The following is a 13,341-nucleotide window of genomic DNA, read 5'->3' as shown; positions in this document are numbered from 1 at the left end:
ATGGCGGCAGCGGCGCCCTCCCCGGCCCTGTCCTCCCTGGACCCGGCCAAGCCTGGGCATGACCCCGCCCGGCCCCAGGCCGGGGCCCCCAGGGACCGCGCTGCGCCGCCCACACGCCCCGACAGCCGCTGGAAGCGCCTGACCGCCCACCGCTGGTGGCCCTGGGCCGTGACCTTCGCCAGCGGCGCCTTCGTCCTTTTCGTCGTCTCGCTGCTGGTGCGCCAGGCACGCACGGTGGACTGGGCGGCGGTCTGGGCGTCGTTCCTGGCCTTGCCGGTACCGGTGCTGCTGCTGGGCGGCGCGCTGGCGCTGGCCAGCCACCTGCTGTACAGCACCTTCGACCTGTTCGGGCGCCATTACACGCGGCACGGGCTGTCGGCCGGGCGCACGGTGGGCATCACGCTCATCGCCTATCCGTTCACGCTGAACCTGGGATCGATCATCGGCGGGGTGACGGTGCGCTATCGCCTGTACTCGCAGCAGGGGGTGTCGGTGGCAGCCATCGGGCAGGTGATCGGGATGAGCATCCTGACCAACTGGCTGGGCTATTTCTTCCTGGCGGGCGCGGTATTCTGGCTGTGGTCGCCGCAGCTGCCCGACAACTGGCACGTCGGCCCCCAGCACCTGCGCTGGATGGGTGCCGCCCTGACGGCGGCGAGCCTGCTGTACGTTGCCGCCTGCGCCCTGCGCCATGGCCGGCCCGTGCACCTGCGCGGGCACCGCATCGCCATGCCGCGCTGGCCCGTGGGCATGCTGCAGGTGGCGCTGTCGGCCGCCAACTGGATGGTGATGGGCGCGGCGCTGTGGGTGCTGACCGGGCAGCGCGCACCGTATGCGGCCGCGCTGGCGACGGTGCTGCTGGGCGCCGTGGCCGGGCTCATCTCGCGCATCCCCGCCGGGCTGGGCGTGCTGGAGGCCGTGGGCGTGGCGGTGCTGTCGGCCTACCTGCCCGCACCGCAGGCACTGGCCTCGGTGCTGGCCTACCGCATGCTGTATTTCTTCCTGCCCCTGGGGCTGGCTGCACTGGCATTCGGCGGGGTGGAGTTGCTGGGCCGCCGCCGGCCCGGCATGGCAGGAGAATCCACCGCCCAGGCCGAGCATCAAAAAGCCCACCAGCGCAATCAATACTAGGGCATAGTGCTATTAATTAAATAGCAAACGGGCTGAGAGCCGCAAGACACAAGGCTGCGCCTGGAGGCCCTTTCCGTGGAATGCCGGGACAGGGATGGTGGCAACCCGGTGCGGCCCCGCGCGACCGGACACCCGCGCCCGGTCTGTCAGCCCGTATCCTTCACACGGGTTCCCCCCCTTGAGCTCCTGGCACCGTCCACGAAAGAATCCGGAGCCAGTCGCAGGCCCATGGCAACAGCGCCGATGCGCCGCCCCCACCTCCAACAACCGAACCATGAAACCAGCCGACCCCGTCGATGCCGAACTCATCCGGCGCCTGCAGAAAACCTCGCGGCATTTCCTTTTGCACGCTCTGGAACACGCGCTGGCGGAGGAGCGCAACGAGACCAACGCGCTGCAGACACTCGCCAACATTCAGGCCGCACTCGAACTGCTCACCAAGCTGCGCATCGTCAGGACCGTCGGTTGGCAAGGCATCGCGGTGGCCAGCCTGCACACCAAGACGCAAGCCGAGCTACTGCAGTCCATCCACGACGGACAGTTCAAGTCCATCGCTTTCTGGGAGAGCCGAAAAAAGGCCTCGTCCAGTCTGCTTCTCAACGCCCAGGACCTCCAGCTTCTCGACGATTTTCAGAACCGAAGGAATCAACTGATGCACCTCGGCCTGGACATGGACCCCGAAACGGTATTGGACGAGTCCATCTGGTTGCTGGTGCGGGTCATCACCCAGCTCGACTGGAAGGTCAATCTCCGGGCACAAGACCAATACCTGTCCAACAGCCTGAAGCAGTTCATCGGCCTGGACCTGTATCAGAAGCTCATCGAAAAGACATCCTACGTGGACGAGGCCATTGACCGCGCGTACGACGATTTCGATCGCTTCGGCCCGGTCCGCTGCTGCCTGGCCTGCGGCAGCGATGCGATGGTGGAAAGCGAGCATGGCGATCTACGCTGCCTGGTGTGCCATTTCGAAGCCGGGCCCTTCACCATGGGGTTTCTCGACTGCCCAGCGTGCGGCCGAAAGGAAGGCGTGATCTATGACGTGCTCAACGTGGGCGACAACCTGTCCGTCCCCGGCAAATGCGGCTCCTGCAGGACGATGATGGACGTCTCGCGGTGCACCGCGTGCAAGGGCGACCACCTGACATCGGCGGGTTGCCAGTTCTGCGCGGACTAGCCCTTCTCCGGCATCGGCCCCGCGCCAGGCGCGACCTTGACGTGCGCCCTGCGCCGTCGCGTGTTCGCTGCCATTCGGTCGGTCCGATCTCATGCACTTCGGAGCAGTGCAGGCCCTGCAGGCCGGCAACAAGGAAAAAGGCCTCCAGCGCAATCAGTACCAGGGCATATTGCTATTAATTTAATAGCAATATGCCCTAGTACTGACTGCGCATCGGCTGGGCTTGCCGCACCCGGTCTGCCCGGCATCGCGGGCCTCCTTTATCATGCCGGTCCCCACGACATTGCCCTTCGCCCGATCGACACGGGCCCGCAAGCCATGATCCGCCTGTCCGAAATCAAGCTGCCGCTCAGCGCAGCCGAAGCCCCCGAGCCCGCCCTGCGCGCCGCCGCCTGCCGCATCCTGGCGCTGCCGCCCGAAGGCATCGCCCATGTCCACGTCTTCAAGCGCAGTTTCGATGCGCGCAAGGCCGAACTGCTGGCGGTGTACATCATCGACATCACCCTGGCCGATCCGTCGCAGGAGGCCGCGCTGCTGGCGGGCCACGCCGGGCAGCCCCACATCCAGCCCACGCCCGACATGGTCTGGCGGCCGGTGGGCCGGGCGCCAGAGGGGTTGGCGCACCGGCCCGTGGTGGTGGGCTTCGGGCCCTGCGGCATCTTCGCGGCGCTGGTGCTGGCGCAGATGGGGTTCCGGCCCATCGTGCTGGAACGCGGCCGCGCGGTGCGCGAGCGCACGCAGGACACCTGGGGCCTGTGGCGGCGGCGCGAGCTGCAGGCGGAGTCGAACGTGCAGTTCGGCGAGGGCGGCGCCGGCACGTTCAGCGACGGCAAGCTCTACAGCCAGATCAAGGACCCGCGCCACCTGGGCCGCAAGGTCATGGAGGAATTCGTGCAGGCCGGCGCGCCGCCCGAGATCCTCTCGGTGGCGCACCCGCACATCGGCACGTTCAAGCTCGTCAAGGTGGTGGAGACGCTGCGCGAGCAGATCATCGCGCTGGGCGGCGAGGTGCGGTTCCAGCAGCGCGTGACCGACGTGGTGGTCGAGCAGGACGCCGCCGGCCAGCGCCACCTGCGCGGCCTGCAGGTGCTCGACCAGGCCACGGGCCAGACCCATGCGCTGCGCGCCGACCACGTGGTGATGGCGCTGGGCCACAGCTCGCGCGACACCTTCGCCATGCTGTACGAGCGCGGCGTGCACATGGAAGCCAAGCCCTTCTCGGTGGGCTTTCGCATCGAGCATCCGCAAGGGCTCATCGACCGCGCGCGCTGGGGCCGGCACGCCGGGCACCCGCTGCTGGGCGCGGCCGACTACAAGCTGGTGCACCACGCGGGCAACGGCCGCGCGGTGTACAGCTTCTGCATGTGCCCGGGCGGCACGGTGGTGGCCGCCACCAGCGAGCCGCACCGCGTGGTCACCAACGGCATGAGCCAGTATTCGCGCAACGAGCGCAATGCCAATGCGGGCATGGTGGTCGCCATCGATCCCAACGACTATCCGCACGACCCCGCGGCATTCGAGGCGGCGCTGGGCGGCCCCTATGGCGTGCAGGCGCTGGTGGCCGGCGCGACGCCGCATCCGCTGGCGGGCATCGTGCTGCAGCGCCAGCTGGAGTCGAACGCCTACGTGCTGGGCGGCAGCAACTACAACGCGCCCGCGCAGCTGGTGGGCGATTTCCTCGCACGGCGGGCTTCGCAAGCGCTGGGCTCCGTGGAGCCCTCGTACAAGCCCGGCGTCACGCTGACCGACCTAGACGCCGCCCTGCCCGGCTACGCCACCGAGGCCCTGCGCGAGGCGCTGCCGGCCTTCGGCAGGAAGATCAAGGGATTCGACATGCACGACGCGGTGCTGACCGGGGTGGAGACGCGCACCTCGTCGCCCCTCAAGATCGGGCGCAACGAGGCCTTCCAGAGCCTGAACACCGCCGGCCTGTACCCGGCCGGCGAAGGCGCGAGCTACGCGGGCGGGATTCTTTCGGCCGGGGTGGACGGCATCAAGGTGGGCGAGGCCGTGGCGCGCGCGCTGCTCGCCTGACGCGCATGCCCGGCCCGTCGCCCAGCGCCTTCAGCGCACAGGCGGCACTGGCCTCAGCGGGGCGCCCAGTGCCCGGGCCGCATGTGCCAGCCGCCCGGGCCCGGCTCCCAGTGGTGGGGCACCCACACCGCGCCGGGGCGCGGCGGCGTGGTCCAGTGGCCCGGCCGCCAGACGTAGCGGCCGCCGCCCCACTCCCAGAATCCACCGACCCACACATGCACGGGCGAAGGCGCCACGGTGATCGTCTCCACATAGGGTGCGGGCGGGGCGGTGGGTGCGACGACCACCACGGGGGCGGGCTCGACCATCACGGCACGGGCGGGCGGCGGCTCCACCACCACGGTGCGTGGACGGGGCGGCGGGGCGACGACGCAGCCCGAGAGAACCGTGGCGGCCACCAGGGCCGCCGCCAGGCTGCCGAATGCGGGCCTGGAGGAAGAAGTGACGACAGGGGAAGAAAGCATCATGGGCACCGGTCCGGGAAAGTGACTGATGCGTGCTCAACGCCTGCGCCAGCGGGCCCTGTTGACGCGCTGGCGTAAATCCCCGGTAAAGCGTGGGCCTGCCGCCGAGTCCGCCCCCGCCCGGCGCACCGCGGCTCGGGCGGTCAGCGCACCGCGAGCGCCGAACCCGCTGGCAGCCGGAAGGCCTCCACCAGCTGGGCCAATTGCTCGGCCTGCACGCGCAGCCCCTGGGCGGCGGCGGAGGATTCCTCCACCAGCGCCGCGTTCTGCTGCGTCATCTGGTCGAGCTGGTTCACCGCCTCGCCCACCTGCCCCAGGCCCGTGCTCTGCTCGCGCGTGGCGGTGCCGATCTCGCCGATGATGGTCGCCACCTGCTGCACCGAGTCGACGATCTCGCCCATGGTCCCGCCAGCCGCATGCACCAGCTGCGAGCCTTCCGCCACCTGGCGCACGCTGTCGCCGATGAGCCCGCCGATCTCCTTGGCGGCCGTGGCCGAGCGCTGCGCGAGGCTGCGCACCTCGCTGGCCACCACGGCGAAACCCCGGCCCTGCTCGCCGGCGCGGGCCGCTTCCACGGCGGCGTTCAGCGCCAGGATGTTGGTCTGGAAGGCGATGCCGTCGATCACGCTGGTGATGTCGGCGATGCGGCGCGAGGACTGGGCGATGCCGTCCATGGTGCCCACCACCCGCTCCACCGCGTCGCGCCCGCGCCGTGCCACGTCGCTGGCCGACACCGCCAGGTGGGTGGCCTGCTGGGCCGCATCCGCGCTGTGGCGCACGGTGGACAGCAACTCTTCCATGCTGGCTGCGATTTCCTCCAGGTTGGAGGCCGTCTGCTCGGTGCGCGCCGACAGGTCCGAGTTGCCGGCCGCGATCTCGGCGCTGGCGCCGGCCACCGACGTGCTGGCCTGCCGCATGCCGATCACCAGGCCGGTCAGGCGCGCCTGCATGCCGTCCAGGCGTGCCAGCATGGCCCGCACCTCGTCACGGTTGCCGGCGCCGATGGCCGGCACGGTGGAGGTCAGGTCGCCTTCGGCGATGCGGTCCGCCACCGTGGATGCATGCGACAGCGGCCGCAGGATGGAACGCGACAGCACCACGGCGCACACCAGCGCCAGCAGCAGCCCCAGCACCGAGCCGCCCACCAGCAGCGCGATGCCCTGGCGTTCGCTGGCGGCGGCGGCGGCCCGGTCTTCCTCCACCTGCTTGCGCTGGTAGTCGGCCATGTCGTTCACCGCCGCGGCATAGCGGTCGGCCGCGGGACGCAGCAGTTTGCCCACCGCATCCGGCGGCAGGGTTTCGCCGGCCTTGCGCCGCTTGACCAGATCGTCGCGCGCCCCCCGGAAAGCGTTGCCCGCGGTGTCGATGGCCTCGAAGATGCGCTTGGATTCGCTGTCCGTCGCCAGCTCTTCGAGCCGCTTGCGCACCTCGGTCGATCGGGCGGAGGTGGCCTTGCGGTCCGCATCGATGCGCGCGGCATAGGCGGGGTTGTCGATTTCCAGCAGGGTTTCGGCGCGCGAGGAACTCAGCACCACGATCGCGTGCAGTTCGCGCGCCAGCAAGGCCCGCTCCGCCGCCGGTCCGCCCAGGCCATCGGCGATGTCCTGCAGTTCCATGAGCCGCCAGATGCCCACGGCAGCGGCGAGGGACATGACCAGGCAGATGACCCCGAAAGCCAGGGCAAGGCGCAGGGAAAGGCGGGCGTTGTGCAGGGTCATGTCAGATACCGGTGAGAAAGGCCGCAGGCGGAACAGAGCGGCCGATGGTGCGCCAGGCGCATGGGTTGGGGTCCATGGTAAGTATCGGCACCGGTTCTGACAACTTGATACAAGCGCAAAAAAAGAGCGGCCGGATCGCTCCGGCCGCTCTTTCGCGAGGCAGGCGGCATGGAAGGCCGCCCACCCCATTCATAGGCCCACCTCAGGCGTTCGTCTGCAGCGCGGCGATGCGCTCTTCGATTGGCGGGTGGGTGCTGAACAGCTTGCCGATGCCGCCGGCGATGCCCAGGGCGGCCATGTTCTTGGGCAGTTCGGCCGGGTGGGCGCCGCCCAGGCGGGCCAGCGCGTTGATCATGGGCTGCTTGCGGCCCATCAGCTGCGCCGCGCCAGCGTCGGCACGGAATTCGCGCTGGCGGCTGAACCAGGCCACGATCATCGACGCCAGGAAGCCCAGCAGGATGTCGAGCACGATGGTCGTGGCGTAGTAGCCGATGCCGGGGCCGGAGCTGTTCTCGTCGTTCTTGCGCAGGAAGCTGTCCACCGCATAGCCGATGACGCGGGACAGGAACACCACGAAGGTGTTCATCACGCCCTGGATCAGCGTCATGGTCACCATGTCGCCATTGGCGATGTGGGCCACCTCGTGGCCGATCACCGCCTCGACCTCCTCGCGCGTCATGCCCTGCAGCAGCCCGGTGGACACCGCCACGAGGGCATTGTTCTTGAACGCGCCGGTGGCGAACGCGTTGGGGTCGCCGGGGAAGATGCCGACCTCGGGCATGCCGATGCCGGCCTTGTCGGCGAACTTGCGCACGGTCTCGACGATCCAGGCCTCATCGGCCGACCCGGTGCCGTCGATGATCTGCACGCCCGCGCTCCACTTGGCGACGGGCTTGCTGATCAGCAGCGAGATGATGGCGCCGCCGAAGCCCATGATGAAGGCAAAGCCCAGCAGTGCCCCCAGGTTCAGGCCATTGGCGGTCAGGAAGCGGTTGACGCCCAGCAGGCTGGCGACGATGCCCAGCACCACCACGACGGCGACGTTGGTCAACAAGAAAAGCGCGATTCGTTTCATCGAAGGGTTCTCCACGGAGGGATACGGGGGTGTGACCAGCGGCAGGAACGCGCTGTCACAAACCGGAAAATGGGGATGGTGCGCAGGCGTTCAAGCCGTGTTCGCAGCGTTGCGATGGCCCTGGTGTGGTTTGTTATGCGGGGCGCGCGCTGCGGAATACGAGGGAGTCATCATAGAAGCAAAAGTTCTCGTTCCCGGGCCACCAGCCGGGCACTCCGAGCACCGGCAGCGGCAGAAAAGGCTTGGTGGCCAGGTGTGCCGCATCGAGCGCGCCGGCCAGCCAGGCATCCACATCCGCTACCGAATCCATAGCACCCTGCGCTTGATACACATGCGCCGTGATCGGTTTTCTTGGCGCCTCGAGTTTTTCCAGCAAGGCATGGCCGAACAGCACCAGCTGCGCCTGCCGCCACAGCGGCCGCAGATCGACGAACAACCGCCGCCAGTCGCGCGCCGCCAGCGCCTGCCACAGCGGCGCGGGGGCGAACAGCACGGCGCCGTTTTCATCGAACAGTGTGATCGCATCGCGCAGCGGCCCGCGCACCGCGCCCACCCCGGTCTGGGCGATGGCCTCGGCCTGCAGGGCATTCAGCCGGCGCTTGGCCTGCGGGTACCGCAGCCAGACCAGGCCATTGAAGAAATCGTGCAGGTTGTCGCGGGTGGGGACGGTGCCGGTGTCGAAGATGAACGCCTCGTAGGCCTGGCCCGCCGGCAGCGCCGAGTGCGCCACGAAGCGCACGGCGGCGCCCGGCATCCGGTTCAGGGCGTCCGGCAGGGGCGTGCCGGACTGCCACGCCGCCCGGACCGCGGGGCCCAGGTGTTGGAACGGCTGCAGCCAGGGCGGTACCGCGCCGAGCGCGCCAGGGCCCACGGATTCAGCGCGCCTCAGGGAGGTAGCGGACCGCGTTGGGCTGCGTCTGGGGCTTCAGCTCGAACTGGTCGGGGAATTTCTTGAACAGCTTGGTCGATGCCGTGTTCTTGCCCAGCAGCTTGGCGTCGTGCAGCAGTTTCACGATGTCGCCCAGCGGCTGCCACTGCCCGGCCTTCAGGGCAGGGGCATGGTCCAGGATGTGGCGGACGCTCACGGCCTCGCCCGCACCAGAGGCCGACCGCGCCCGCCGGCCATCCGCCCCAGCGTCATCCGCCGCCTTGGCCGCCGTGGTGGAAGCCACCTTCCTGGCGGCGGCTTTCTTCGCCGGCGCCTTCCTGGACGGTGCGGCCTGCACCGCCGGCTTGGGCGCAGCGGCCTTGCGGGGGGTGGTTTTGCGCGCGGGCGTTTTCTTGGCCGCGGGGCTTCGCGGGGCCGGTGGTGCGGCATCCTGCACCGCGGCGGGGGCCTCGGTCACCGCATCGGCCTCCTGCCCGACCAGGAAGACCTGATCGTAGGCATTGACGGCCTCGGGCGCCATCTTGCCGCGGTCGGAAAGGCACACCATCCGGAACCCGCGCTCGCGCAGCCGCAGCACCAGCGGCACGAAGTCGGCATCGCCCGAACCGATCGCGATGGTGGACGGATGCGACGGCGCATAGGACAGCTCCATCACATCGACCGCCAGGGCCACGTCCGTCGTGTTCTTGGTCAGCGACAGGTTCATGTAGGGCCGGATCATGCGGGTGCGCAGCACCTCCCCGAGCCCCTTGAGCTTGTCGGCACTGCCGTAAGCGCGGCGCAGGGACACGCTGCCCTCGTGCTGCTCCAGGGTGCGAAAGGCCTCCTCCACCCAGGCGGGCGCACACAGGTTGTCGGCGTCGATGAAAAAAGCGGTCATGGGTGGCCTCGCAGGGACTGTCGGAGCACGGCCGCCAAGGCGGGCAGGCACGCTGGGTGCGTGGTGGCGTTCACCCCACGACCCGCCACGGCAGCGCCTCGCCCGAGCGCAGCGGCTTGAGCTCGGCCTCGCCGAAGGCGAAGCTGCCCGGCGGCGTCCAAGATTCGCGGCGCAGGGTGATCGTGCCCTGGTTGCGCGGCAGGCCGTAGAACGCGGGGCCGTGGAAGCTGGCGAAGCCTTCGAGCTGGTGCAGCGCACCGGCATGGTCGAATGCCTCGGCATACATCTCGATCGCTGCATGGGCGGTGTAGCAGCCGGCGCAGCCGCTCGCATGCTCCTTGAGGTGGGCCGGGTGCGGCGCGCTGTCGGTGCCCAGGAAGAATTTGTCGCTGCCACTGGTGGCCGCCTCCACCAGCGCCACGCGGTGCGTTTCACGCTTGAGCACGGGCAGGCAGTAGTAATGGGGGCGGATGCCGCCGGTGAAGATCGCGTTGCGGTTGTAGAGCAGGTGGTGCGCCGTGATGGTGGCCGCGGTGAAACGGTCGGCCTGCTGCACGTACTGCGCCGCATCCCGGGTGGTGATGTGCTCGAAGACGATCTTCAGTTCCGGGAAGTCGCGGCGCAGCGGAATGAGCTGCTGCTCGATGAACACGGCCTCGCGGTCGAACAGGTCGATGTCGCTGCTGGTCACCTCGCCGTGCACGAGCAGCAGCAGGCCGGCCTTCTGCATGGCCTCCAGGGTGCGGTAGGTCTTGCGCAGATCGGTCACGCCGGCATCGCTGTTGGTGGTGGCGCCGGCGGGATAGAGCTTGAGGGCGACCACGCCCGCCGCCTTGGCGCGCACGATTTCCTCGGGCGCCAGGTTGTCGGTGAGGTACAGCGTCATCAGCGGCTCGAAGGCGACGCCAGGCGGCACGGCCGCCTGGATGCGCTCCTGGTACGCCGTGGCCAGGGCCGCCGTGGTCACGGGCGGGCGCAGGTTGGGCATGATGACGGCGCGCCCGAACTGGGCGGCCGTGTGCGGCACGACGGTGAGCAGCGCTTCGCCGTCGCGCACGTGCAGGTGCCAGTCGTCCGGGCGGGTGATCGTGAGGGTGTCGGGGGAGTGGGCAGCGGTCATGGGCGCCATTGTCCCATCGCGCCAGCCCATGAAAAAACCCTGCCCACCCAGAAGGATGGACAGGGTAAACCCCAAATCAATGGGGCGAGGGGGTTGCAGGTTGGTGTTCTGATCAGCAGCCGGAGGGGCGGTTGCCGCGCATGGGAACGATGCCCGAGACGGTGATGCGGTCACCCGAGCCGTCGGTGGCCGTGAGCGTCTTGCTCAGGAGGCGCACCTGGTTGGAATCGCGCGACACGGTGGTGTCGCTCCAGTCGGTGGCGCTGAACTCGCGCTGCGAGAACGTGAGGAAGGCGATGTACAGGTTGCCGGCATTGGGCTGGTAGCGCACGTCGCCGGAGGCCTGGTCGCTGGAGCCGACCTTTTTGGCGCCGTCGAAACGGAAGGTGCAGACTTCGGGAGACGAACCCACCGGGTTCTTCTTTTCCACGTCGGTCAGGTTGATGGTGCCGTCGCCGTACACGCCGTTCAGGCCAGAAACCGTGGCATTGCTCACCGTGAGCACGCCGGGCTGATCGCTCGGGGTGGGATCGTCATCGTTGCCGCCGCCACAGGCGGTGAGCAGCAAGGCGGTGCAGGCGGCAGCGGAAAAGGTCTTGAGAAAAGCGTTCATGGGTCAGTCAGGATCGGTCGGTGGGAAGCCGCAGGATCGGGTGGCTATGCCCCCGTTCTCGCGACAAGTCCCGATCCTAGAAATGGCCCCTCAGCCCCCCTGTGGGCCTTTGGCAGCGGAGCCCGTAGGACAGATTCCCACACCGCCCGTGCCCGCCGGGCGCAGCGCAGGCGGGGAGGCAACCCTTCAGGCCAACGCCTGGGGCGCCACCGCCGGAAACCGCACGGTGAAACAAGAGCCCCCTTCCGGGCGGTTTTCCACCTCGACCGTGCCGCCCTGGCGGACCACCAGGGCATGGACGATCGACAGCCCCAGGCCCGAGCCCTCGCCCCCGTGCCCGGGCGCGTGCGGAAAGCGGCGAAACGGCCGCGACAGCATCTCGGGCGGCAGCCCGGCCCCGGCATCGCTCACGCGCAGCGCCACGCCGGCAGCCGTCGCCTCGACCGCCACGCCCAGCCAGCCGCCGTCGCCCGCGTGGCGCAGCGCGTTTTCGACCAGGTTGAAGAGCACCTGCCGCAGGCGGTCGGGGTCGGCATTCACCAGCGCCGCGCGTGGCGCCTGCGGCACCTGCAAATCAAGCGCCACGCCATGTTCGGCAATGCGGCTGGCATGGCTGGCCAGCGCCTCGCGCACCAGTTCCGCCAGGTCCTGCGGCGCCATCTTGAGCGACAGCTGGCCGGCTTCGGCCATCGACAGGGTGTGCAGATCACCGACCAGGCGCCCGAGGTACTCGACCTGCTCCAGCAGGGCGCGCGACTCGGCGGCGTCGGCCTCGATGACGCCGTCGCAGATCGCGTGCAGGCGGGCGCGCAGCACGGTCAGCGGCGTGCGCAACTCGTGCGAGATGGAGGCGGCGGTGGCGCGGCGCTCGCGCGCCATGTCCTCCAGCGCATCGGTCATCTGGTTGAAGTGGCCCACCATCTCGGCCATCTCGCCCTTGTAGCGGCCCGGCTGCGCCCGCACGGTGAAGTCGCCCATGGCCACGCGCGTGGCGGCCTCGGCCATCGAGGCCACGGGCTGCGTGACCAGGCGCGACACCCAGAAACCCACTGCCAGCCCGAAAGGCAGGCACACCACCAGCCCGACGACCAGCGACCACTTCTCGCCGAACAGCAGGTCGCCGCGCCAGTACTGTCCGTAGATCGCCATCGCCTGGGGGCTGTCCTCCTGGTCGTGGTCGTTGAGCTCGTCCAGTTCGTGCTGCACGGTGGCGGGCAGGCTGCGGTAGAAATCGCGGTACTGCATTTCGGAGAACACGACCACGCTGGCCGCCAGCAGGCCCATGGTGGCGAGCAGCGTCCCGGCGATGTACAGCCCGAAGCGGACCCAGATGCGATCGAGGATGGAGCCTTGCATGGCGCGGCGGCTCGGGTCAGCCCTCGGCGGACTCGCCGGGCCACAGGCGATAGCCGATGCCGCGCACCGTCTCGATCAGCTCGCCCTGCCCGGCCTGCTGCAGCTTGCGCCGCAGCTTGGACAGGTGGGAGTCGATCACCCGGTCGAGCGCGTCGCTCTCGGGCAGGCAATGCTCGATCAGGTGGCCGCGCGAGAAGCAGCGCTTGGGCTGCGCCGCCAGGCAGGCCAGCAGCCGGAACTCGGTCAACGTGAGCGGCAGCGGCACGGCGCGCCCGTCCTCGCCATAGGCCAGGGCGGCATGGGCCTGCTGGTCGATCTCGATCCGGCCCACGCGGATCGGCGTGGTGGCGGGCGCTTCCTGCGACCGCGTGCGGCGCAGCACGGCGCGCACGCGGGCCACCACCTCGGGCGGGCTGAAGGGCTTGACCACGTAGTCGTCGGCCCCCAGGCGCAGGCCGAGCAGCTTGTCGATGTCGTCCGCCAGCGCGGTGACCATGATGACCGGGGTCTGCCCCTCTTCGCGGATGGCGCGCAGCACGTCCAGGCCGTCCATGCCGGGCAGGTGGATGTCCAGCAGCACCATGTCGGGCCGCAGCTGGCGAAACAGCCGCAGGGCGTCCAGGCCGTTGCCGGCCTGCTGCGCCCGCAGTCCGTCGCGCTGCAGGTAGGCCGTGAGGATGCTGGCGATCCCGGGTTCGTCCTCGACCACGAGGACAAGCGGACCAGGCAGGGGGGCAGGACTGTTCATGGCACCAGGGGCTAGGGCGGCGGCCACGGGGCCCGGGGAGGGTCCGAGGGCGGCACACCGCCGGCCGATTATCCATGGGCCGCCCTCCGCACCGGCCCCGGCGCGTCTCCACGTTTTCTCCACACGGTATTCACGG

Annotated in this window: 12 protein-coding genes; 3 read left to right on the top strand and 9 right to left on the bottom strand. The window is 69.4% G+C overall.

The genetic code is table 11. From position 1 onward, the window contains the following. The 3 genes from AVME950_RS09665 (at position 1) to AVME950_RS09655 (ending at position 4,342) form a co-directional block, all read left to right on the top strand. A complete protein-coding gene (locus AVME950_RS09665) occupies positions 1-1,131 on the top strand; it encodes a lysylphosphatidylglycerol synthase transmembrane domain-containing protein (RefSeq protein ID WP_284429658.1) in 1,131 nt (376 codons plus the stop codon). 274 nt (positions 1,132-1,405) lie between these two features. After that, complete coding sequence (locus tag AVME950_RS09660) at positions 1,406-2,308, top strand: hypothetical protein (protein ID WP_284429657.1); 903 nt, start codon at positions 1,406-1,408, stop codon at positions 2,306-2,308. A gap of 318 nt (positions 2,309-2,626) precedes the next feature. Beyond that, the gene (locus AVME950_RS09655) at positions 2,627-4,342 is read left to right on the top strand and encodes an NAD(P)/FAD-dependent oxidoreductase (protein ID WP_284429656.1); all 1,716 of its coding nucleotides are present in this window, start codon (positions 2,627-2,629) and stop codon (positions 4,340-4,342) included. Between the two features lie 53 nt (positions 4,343-4,395). Here AVME950_RS09655 and AVME950_RS09650 read toward each other — a convergent pair whose 3' ends face one another. From AVME950_RS09650 to AVME950_RS09610, 9 genes are all read right to left on the bottom strand, one after another. Then, entirely contained in the window at positions 4,396-4,806 is a 411-nt protein-coding gene (locus AVME950_RS09650; RefSeq protein ID WP_502869405.1) for a hypothetical protein, read from the bottom strand. 143 nt (positions 4,807-4,949) lie between these two features. Next, the gene (locus AVME950_RS09645; protein ID WP_284429654.1) at positions 4,950-6,524 is read right to left on the bottom strand and encodes a methyl-accepting chemotaxis protein; all 1,575 of its coding nucleotides are present in this window, start codon (positions 6,522-6,524) and stop codon (positions 4,950-4,952) included. 202 nt (positions 6,525-6,726) lie between these two features. After that, positions 6,727-7,599, bottom strand: coding sequence for a protease HtpX (htpX, locus tag AVME950_RS09640; RefSeq protein WP_272565273.1), 873 nt, complete (start codon positions 7,597-7,599; stop codon positions 6,727-6,729). A gap of 133 nt (positions 7,600-7,732) precedes the next feature. Further along, on the bottom strand, positions 7,733-8,470 hold the full coding sequence (locus tag AVME950_RS09635) for a DUF3025 domain-containing protein (protein WP_502869389.1): 738 nt from the start codon (positions 8,468-8,470) through the stop codon (positions 7,733-7,735). Between the two features lie 4 nt (positions 8,471-8,474). Then, entirely contained in the window at positions 8,475-9,368 is an 894-nt protein-coding gene (locus AVME950_RS09630; protein WP_284429653.1) for an NYN domain-containing protein, read from the bottom strand. Between the two features lie 70 nt (positions 9,369-9,438). Then, a complete protein-coding gene (gene pyrC / locus AVME950_RS09625; protein ID WP_284429652.1) occupies positions 9,439-10,488 on the bottom strand; it encodes a dihydroorotase in 1,050 nt (349 codons plus the stop codon). A 112-nt stretch (positions 10,489-10,600) separates the two neighbouring features. After that, the gene (locus AVME950_RS09620; RefSeq protein WP_284397861.1) at positions 10,601-11,101 is read right to left on the bottom strand and encodes a hypothetical protein; all 501 of its coding nucleotides are present in this window, start codon (positions 11,099-11,101) and stop codon (positions 10,601-10,603) included. 186 nt (positions 11,102-11,287) lie between these two features. After that, entirely contained in the window at positions 11,288-12,457 is a 1,170-nt protein-coding gene (locus AVME950_RS09615; RefSeq protein ID WP_284429651.1) for a sensor histidine kinase, read from the bottom strand. Positions 12,458-12,473: 16 nt separating this feature from the next. Further along, entirely contained in the window at positions 12,474-13,205 is a 732-nt protein-coding gene (locus AVME950_RS09610) for a response regulator (protein ID WP_272565278.1), read from the bottom strand. Between the last annotated feature and the right edge of the window lie 136 nt (positions 13,206-13,341).

Origin of the sequence: Acidovorax sp. SUPP950, assembly GCF_030158935.1 — a bacterium.
Classification (GTDB): Bacteria; Pseudomonadota; Gammaproteobacteria; order Burkholderiales; family Burkholderiaceae_C; genus Paracidovorax.
Note: the sequence above shows the minus strand (reverse complement) of the source record. Positions and strands in the feature narration are given on the sequence as shown.

Coding starts and splice junctions, on each gene's coding strand:
- AVME950_RS09665 (WP_284429658.1), top strand. CDS start 1: ATGGCGGCAGCGGCGCCCTCCCCGGCCCTGTCCTCCCTGGACCCGGCC.
- AVME950_RS09660 (WP_284429657.1), top strand. CDS start 1,406: ATGAAACCAGCCGACCCCGTCGATGCCGAACTCATCCGGCGCCTGCAG.
- AVME950_RS09655 (WP_284429656.1), top strand. CDS start 2,627: ATGATCCGCCTGTCCGAAATCAAGCTGCCGCTCAGCGCAGCCGAAGCC.
- AVME950_RS09650 (WP_502869405.1), bottom strand. CDS start 4,806: ATGCTTTCTTCCCCTGTCGTCACTTCTTCCTCCAGGCCCGCATTCGGC.
- AVME950_RS09645 (WP_284429654.1), bottom strand. CDS start 6,524: ATGACCCTGCACAACGCCCGCCTTTCCCTGCGCCTTGCCCTGGCTTTC.
- htpX (WP_272565273.1), bottom strand. CDS start 7,599: ATGAAACGAATCGCGCTTTTCTTGTTGACCAACGTCGCCGTCGTGGTG.
- AVME950_RS09630 (WP_284429653.1), bottom strand. CDS start 9,368: ATGACCGCTTTTTTCATCGACGCCGACAACCTGTGTGCGCCCGCCTGG.
- pyrC (WP_284429652.1), bottom strand. CDS start 10,488: ATGACCGCTGCCCACTCCCCCGACACCCTCACGATCACCCGCCCGGAC.
- AVME950_RS09620 (WP_284397861.1), bottom strand. CDS start 11,101: ATGAACGCTTTTCTCAAGACCTTTTCCGCTGCCGCCTGCACCGCCTTG.
- AVME950_RS09615 (WP_284429651.1), bottom strand. CDS start 12,457: ATGCAAGGCTCCATCCTCGATCGCATCTGGGTCCGCTTCGGGCTGTAC.
- AVME950_RS09610 (WP_272565278.1), bottom strand. CDS start 13,205: ATGAACAGTCCTGCCCCCCTGCCTGGTCCGCTTGTCCTCGTGGTCGAG.